This is a genomic window from Paraclostridium bifermentans, assembly GCF_964259345.1.
Classification (GTDB): Bacteria; Bacillota; Clostridia; order Peptostreptococcales; family Peptostreptococcaceae; genus Paraclostridium; species Paraclostridium bifermentans_B.
This window is the reverse complement of sequence record NZ_CAXVJR010000004.1, coordinates 400349-407061: the sequence shown is the minus strand read 5'-3', so window position 1 is coordinate 407061 and position 6713 is coordinate 400349. Positions and strand designations below refer to the sequence as shown.

General features: G+C 25.4%; 8 protein-coding genes. 4 read left to right on the top strand and 4 right to left on the bottom strand.

All coding sequences use genetic code 11. The features are described from left to right. Positions 1-267: hypothetical protein (locus ACEXNK_RS10430; RefSeq protein ID WP_373601365.1), on the top strand; the 267-nt coding region annotated here is incomplete at its 5' end. 265 nt (positions 268-532) lie between these two features. Here the strand turns inward: ACEXNK_RS10430 and ACEXNK_RS10425 are convergent. Next, positions 533-1063 carry a hypothetical protein gene (locus tag ACEXNK_RS10425; RefSeq protein WP_373601364.1) on the bottom strand — a complete coding sequence of 177 codons (531 nt, stop codon included), beginning with the start codon at positions 1061-1063 and terminating at the stop codon, positions 533-535. Between the two features lie 193 nt (positions 1064-1256). Here ACEXNK_RS10425 and ACEXNK_RS10420 point away from each other — a divergent pair, with 193 nt between their 5' ends. Further along, positions 1257-2483, top strand: coding sequence for an aminopeptidase P family protein (locus ACEXNK_RS10420; RefSeq protein WP_373601363.1), 1227 nt, complete (start codon positions 1257-1259; stop codon positions 2481-2483). A gap of 147 nt (positions 2484-2630) precedes the next feature. After that, positions 2631-3047 (top strand): large-conductance mechanosensitive channel protein MscL, encoded by a 417-nt coding sequence (gene mscL, locus ACEXNK_RS10415; protein WP_373601362.1) that lies wholly within the window; start codon positions 2631-2633, stop codon positions 3045-3047. A gap of 17 nt (positions 3048-3064) precedes the next feature. On the opposite strand, the gene ACEXNK_RS10410 is transcribed toward mscL, so the two are convergent. Both ACEXNK_RS10410 and ACEXNK_RS10405 read right to left on the bottom strand, forming a co-directional pair. Next, positions 3065-3805 (bottom strand): TIGR03915 family putative DNA repair protein, encoded by a 741-nt coding sequence (locus tag ACEXNK_RS10410; RefSeq protein WP_373601361.1) that lies wholly within the window; start codon positions 3803-3805, stop codon positions 3065-3067. A gap of 9 nt (positions 3806-3814) precedes the next feature. After that, positions 3815-5146, bottom strand: coding sequence for a putative DNA modification/repair radical SAM protein (locus ACEXNK_RS10405; RefSeq protein ID WP_373601360.1), 1332 nt, complete (start codon positions 5144-5146; stop codon positions 3815-3817). Positions 5147-5351: 205 nt separating this feature from the next. Here ACEXNK_RS10405 and ACEXNK_RS10400 point away from each other — a divergent pair, with 205 nt between their 5' ends. Further along, complete coding sequence (locus tag ACEXNK_RS10400; protein WP_373601359.1) at positions 5352-5912, top strand: hypothetical protein; 561 nt, start codon at positions 5352-5354, stop codon at positions 5910-5912. Positions 5913-5955: 43 nt separating this feature from the next. Here the strand turns inward: ACEXNK_RS10400 and ACEXNK_RS10395 are convergent, their stop codons facing one another. After that, positions 5956-6456: an HdeD family acid-resistance protein gene (locus ACEXNK_RS10395; protein WP_373601358.1), complete on the bottom strand. Its 501-nt coding sequence runs from the start codon at positions 6454-6456 to the stop codon at positions 5956-5958. Between the last annotated feature and the right edge of the window lie 257 nt (positions 6457-6713).

The window sequence follows — 6713 nt, the reverse complement described above, 5'->3', positions numbered from 1 at the left end:
AGTAAGTCAGTTGCTGCAGGAGAAACAATAATAGATACAATGGGTGGGAATTGTGATCCATGTGGATATTCAAAACCACATTATAACCCTTGTCAACCACAAGAAACGAAAGTAGTTCCTCCTAGTAGCTGTAATTGTCATGAAGGTAACAACTGTGGTTATCATCAAGATAATAGCTGTAATTGTGGATGTAATTGTAGCTATGATAATTATAACCAAAGTAAGCCTTATAGAAAATCAAATTATGCATTATATAATAGAATATAATTATAGAAATATTATTTAAGATAGTATCTTATAACTATACACGTATATAAAACAACTATTAAGCAATCGAATAATCCGTATAAGTAAAAAAAATTTACTAAAGGAGCTATGTAAAATCAAAAATCTTTTATATAGCTCCTTTTTATTAATTTTAGAATAACTAAAATAAACTATGTGTTCTTCTTAAAAATATGATAATTAAATTGAAAAATAAATAGTAATTAAAAAATCCTCCTAGATTTTAGGAGGATTTTTTAATTACTATTTATTTTTTGTGATAGTATTTAGGGATTCTACCGTCGTAATTAAATTCATGATAATTATATTTTTCATCATAATGGGCACCTTTATTATCAGGATTAAAATTATAAGGTGTATGATTATAAGAATTAGGTGGATATACATCTGGCCCATCACAAGGGGCACATTCATTAAATATGATAGGAACTACTTTTTCAGAACCATAAGTAGCTTTACTTACTAATAATTTATAATTATATGCTTTATCGCAATTATAAATTTCAAATTGATAGAAACCATCACAGTCGCTTACAGCATGAGCAACCCCCTTATATCCATTACAATCAACTTTTATTAGTTTGATCAACGCATTTGCAACAGGTTTTCCATCACAGTTTAGTACCCTTCCCCAAAGTCTTATAGCTTGATATTCAGATACAACTACATCTGCACGTATCTCACAGTCATGGCTATTTACATCTATGTCTACTGAATTTCCATTAAATACCCTACATTCTGATGAACAATTACACTCATTATGCATATTACAAGACATATTAAACTCCTCCTTATTTTAAAATAACAACACGGAATATAGTGTCTAATATAATATATGAAATATTTAAAGGTTGTGATTTTATATTTCAAAATTTAAATAGAAATTAATATTAATTGTAGGAGTTTTACTATTCAAATAGCAAAAGTGTTATAATTAGATTGTAAACAAATTTACATAAGGGGGTAATAAAATGTTTGAATTAAACCGTAAAAATTTAGTAAAAGAAATGAAAAAAAACTCATTACTTATAATGTTTGCAGGGGATGCACCATATAGAAGTGCCGATCAAAAGTATAAATTTACACCTAACAGAAATTTTTATTATCTTACAGGAATAGATGATACAAAAGTAATATTAACTATATTGAAAACAGAGGATGAAGTAATAGAAACTATATATGTTCAAAGGGAAGATGAGCTTATGGCAAAGTGGATAGGACGAGCTATAAGTAAATCAGAAGCTAAAGAAGCAAGTAAAGTAGAATCTATAAAATACTTAGATGAATTTGAAAGTACAATTTCTGCATATATAGATAGACGAGGAATAAATAAAGTTTATTTTGACCTTGAAAGACAATCAATCGATATAGCATCAACTAAAGCTCAAGACATGGCAAATGTTATGAGAGTTAAATATCCATACATAAAAATAAAAAATATTTATCCTGAAATAGTAAAATTAAGAATGGTTAAGTGTGATAATGAAATAAATACTATAAAAACTGCTATAGATATAACTAAAGAAGGTATAGTATCTATGGCTAAAAATATAAAACCTGGAATGAAAGAGTATGAAGTAGAAGCACACTTTGATTTTGAAATTAAAAGATTAGGTGCATCTGCTCATGCATTTACAACTATTTGTGCTGCTGGAAAAAATGCTACAGTGCTTCACTATGAAGATAATAATCAAGAAGCTAAAGATGGAGATTTAATATTATTTGATTTAGGTGCAGAATATAACTATTACTGTGCTGATATATCAAGAACAATACCTATTAATGGTAAATTTACAGAAAGACAAAAACAAATATATAATATAGTATTAGCTACTATGAAAGAAGTAGAAAAAGAAGCTAGACCAGGAATTACTTTAAAAGATTTAAATGATGTAGCTAAAAAGACTTTGGCTAAAGGTTGTTTAGAGATAGGACTTATAGAAAAAGAAGAAGAGATTGGAAAATACTACTTCCATTCTATAGGACATCCTTTAGGATTAGATACTCATGATGTGTGGATTAATAATTCAAAACTTGAAAAAGGTGTCGTTATAACTAATGAACCTGGTCTTTATATTGAAGAAGAGGGTATAGGTATAAGACTTGAAGATGATTTATTAATAACTGAAAGTGGATGTGAAAATTTATCTAAACATATACCAGTTGAAATTGAGGATATAGAAAACTTAATGAAATAATTTTTAAAAAGACTTCTAGGTAATTGTTTATCTAGAAGTCTTTTTATTTAAAGTAATAATTAAAATTTAATGAATTTTGTAATAAAAAATTCCTTTTTTGAAATTATAAGTTATATGAAACTATAGTTATAAAGAAAGGAGATATTTATGAAAAAATTTCTAAAGGAGTTTAAAGAATTTGCTGTAAAAGGTAATGTTATAGATCTTGCAGTAGGAGTTGTTGTTGGAGGAGCATTTTCTAAGATTGTAACTTCGCTTGTTAATGATATTATAATGCCTATCGTTGGAATGTTAACAGGTGGAGTAAACTTTTCAGAATATAAAATAGTTTTAAAAGAAGGAGTGGGAAACACTCCTGATGTAACACTTAACTTAGGAAATTTCATACAAACTACAGTAGATTTTCTTATAGTATCTTTTTGTATATTTTTATTTATAAAAGCTCTAATAAAGCTAAAGTCTACTAGTGAAAAAGAATTAGAAACAAAATCAAAAGAAGATAAACCAAAAGAAGAAGTAGTATTATTAAGGGACATAAAAAAATTACTTGAAAAACAAAAATAAAGTTTTATATAGACAATCTATTGATATTCAGTTAAGTTTTTCCAATATCTATAAGGCATATTACGTTTTTGAAGTTTTAAATTTTCACGTTCTTTTATATTAGTAGCATTAAAGTAGCTTTTCCATAAGTTCTTATAATCTCCACAATCATCCTTATTATTTAAATAAGATAGCATTTTATCATCTAGTTTTGTTATATAATAATAAGCCTTATTATATACAAGAGCTATATCCCTTTTTGCGTCATTTATTATAAAATACTCATTAGAAAGTCTATTTTTAAAATGTTCACCTAAAAGGCTTACTATATTATTATCTGGTTCTATGGTTGAATAAAATATATTATCAACTTGTTTAAATCTAACCAAACCTGTGAATCTATGTCTTTCTAATGATACATTTTTAGCAATTTTATCAATACTAAGAACAATATCATTATTTTTATGAAGTTCAATATCTTTTCCTATTTTAAAGCCCATACGAACGTATGAAAAAATTAAATTAGCACTTTCCTTTAATTCAGATAAATAAGTATAATATATTTTTTTTAATGATTCTTTAGAAATTTTATTTTCTATGGATTCATAAACTTTTAGATATTTTTTTTCATTAGTTTCAATTTCTATTACATTATCTATTAAGTTATATTCATACATAAGCTTTGAATATATAGCCTCAGGTTTTATATTAGAATAATAAGCTTCATATATACAAGTTAACAATCCTTCAAAATTATTATCATACATGTAAACTATCATAAAATCCTCCTATAATTCCCCTACTACTGACGTAAAGATATCATCTACTTTACTAATTGCAGGAGATGGGAGAAGAGTAGGGTAATCAAAAAAGCTTAGTTGGCTTCCTTGTGATTCTAATACATTAAGATCCTGGCTAGGAGTTAATTTAATTTCTATGCAATCTTTATCAAACTCTACATCTCCAAAATATTTTCCTTTGCAAGTTATAAAGTACTGAGCTCTTTTTAAAACTACACCTATTTTTTTCAAATCTTCAAAGTTTAGAGAAGTAACTTTTCGAATAGCTAATATTCGCTGTACAGATCTAGCTCCTATACCTGGAATTCGAAGCAACATTTCTTTGCTAGCTTTATTAACTTCAATAGGGAATAAATGTATATTACTTAAAGCCCAATTTGTTTTAGGATCAAAATTTATATTGAAATTAGGATTTTTATCATTTAATAATTCATTAGCTCTAAAACCATAAAATCTTAGTAGCCAATCAGCTTGATATAGCCTATGCTCTCTAAGTGTAGGTGGATTTTTAAGCGTTGGTAATCTACTATCATCATTAACTGGTACGAATGCTGAGTAGTAAACTCTTTTTAAATTTAATTTATCATATAGATTTTGAGTTAAGTTTAATATCTTTAAATCACTATCATCAGAAGCTCCTACTATAAGCTGTGTACTTTGTCCCCCAGGAACAAATTTGGGAGCATGTTTAAATATTTTTCTTTCAGATTTATTTTGTATTATAGTATTATTAATATTTTTCATAGGAATAAGTATTTTTTCCTTGTTTTTATCTGGTGCCAATAATTTTAAACTATCTGCTGAAGGCAACTCTATATTTACGCTCATTCTATCTACAAGCAAGCCAACCTTTTCAATTAATTCCTTATCTGCACCAGGAATTGCTTTCATATGAATATATCCATTAAATTTATGAGTATTTCTAAGTTTGTGAGCAATTTGATATAGTTTTTCCATAGTAAAGTTAGGATCTTTTATAATTGCAGAACTTAAAAATAGCCCTTCTATGTAGTTTCTTTTATAAAAATTTATAGTTAAATTACAAATTTCATCTACCGAAAAAGTTGCTCTAGGAATATCATTAGATGATTTATTTATACAATAACTACAGTCATAAATGCATACATTAGTCATAAGTATTTTAAGTAGAGATACACATCTTCCATCTGGTGTAAATGTATGACATATACCATTAACTGATGTACTTCCTATACCACCGTTTTTATTTTTACGATTGCTACCACTAGAGGAACAAGATACATCGTATTTAGCTGCATCAGATAATATTTTAAGCTTTGAAATAATATCTATTTTGAACACCTCCAAACATAAGTTCGATAACCGTATAATAATATATTATACATTGTTATTTATAATAAATCAAAGGTAAACATTTCTTATCTTTATCAAATTATTTACAAAATTGATTTTATTTTTTATGTAATATGTGGTATTATATTGATATTATTTTAATATAAAATGTTTATAAAGATATAATTAGAAAAAGTTAAAGGGGTGCTGCAAATTGAATCAAAGTAACTCAATCAAGAGAACAAAATCCTTTATAATGATATTTAGTATTATATATGCAGTTTTTGAATCTAATGTATTATTTTTAACACCAGTATTGACAGTACTGATTCCATTTAGATTTATGAAAAGTAAAGAAAGTACTAGCAAAGAATTTTTAAATAATCAAAAAGTATTAACTAGGTTATTACTATTTAACTTTGTATGTATTGAATTGGTAAGCTTAATTACTCAAAATTCAAATTTTGTAACATTTAACATAAGTGTGATGATGTTAATTTATTTAGTTTATTTTAAGATGTTATCTATTAATGAAAAAAAGTTTTTAGAATTAAAAAATAATCCAGAGGCTGTATATGAAAAAATGAAGATAAAAATAGAGTCTTTAGAAAGAGTATACAATCAAGGCTTAGAAGAAATGAAAAATTTATCTGATGAAAAATCAAAACAGTCAATGCAAAATAGATTAAATAAGTTAAATGTAAAAATTAATACTTCAAAAAAACAACTTGCTATGATAGAAAATATGATTAATTCTAATGAAGATAATAAATAAAAAAGTGAACTCGAAATTGAGTTCACTTTTTTATTTAACCTAATTATAACTGGAATCCTAAATAAATCTCGCATATAGCTGATACTATAAAATATATACCTATTATATATGGAGTAGCGAGTAAAGTTACTATAGGATTTGATAATATTAATAAACCTAAAACTATAAGAGATATATTATATAAAGTATTTACATTAAACCCTATTTTCTTTCTTTTAATTGAAAGAATTAATAAGTAAATACCTCTTATTAAAGCCCAAATACCATAGAATAATATTAATGTTTGTGTAGTTGATACAGGTGTAAACCAAACTATTAATCCAAATAGTATATTTATTATTCCATTAAATATGTAATATGCTTTTTCATCAGTTTTAAAAGCTCTCATTATTCTAAAAATACCTGCTATAATTAATAAAATACCTGCTACTGTTGTAAAGCTAAAATAAGATTCTATTGGATTTATAAAAAATAGTATACCTATGATTCCAAATAGAATGCCTTCTAATATTAATGTTGCTTCTAATTTTGATTTATTTTCCATAATTAATCACCTCGAAATGGTATATACCCTCTATATATTATCAATTAAACATATCCGTTTAATATTGAAATTTTCTTAAGTTTTTAAAAAGTTTTTATGATAAATAAAAATGAATAAATATAAATTAAATAATTCACTTTTAGATTGTTTTTAACTTAATAGGTATATACATATTTTTATTAAAACTATTCAATAACCCAAAAATTTAAATTTTAATATGTTATTAAAAAACCGACTAAATTAAAGTCAATTTACAA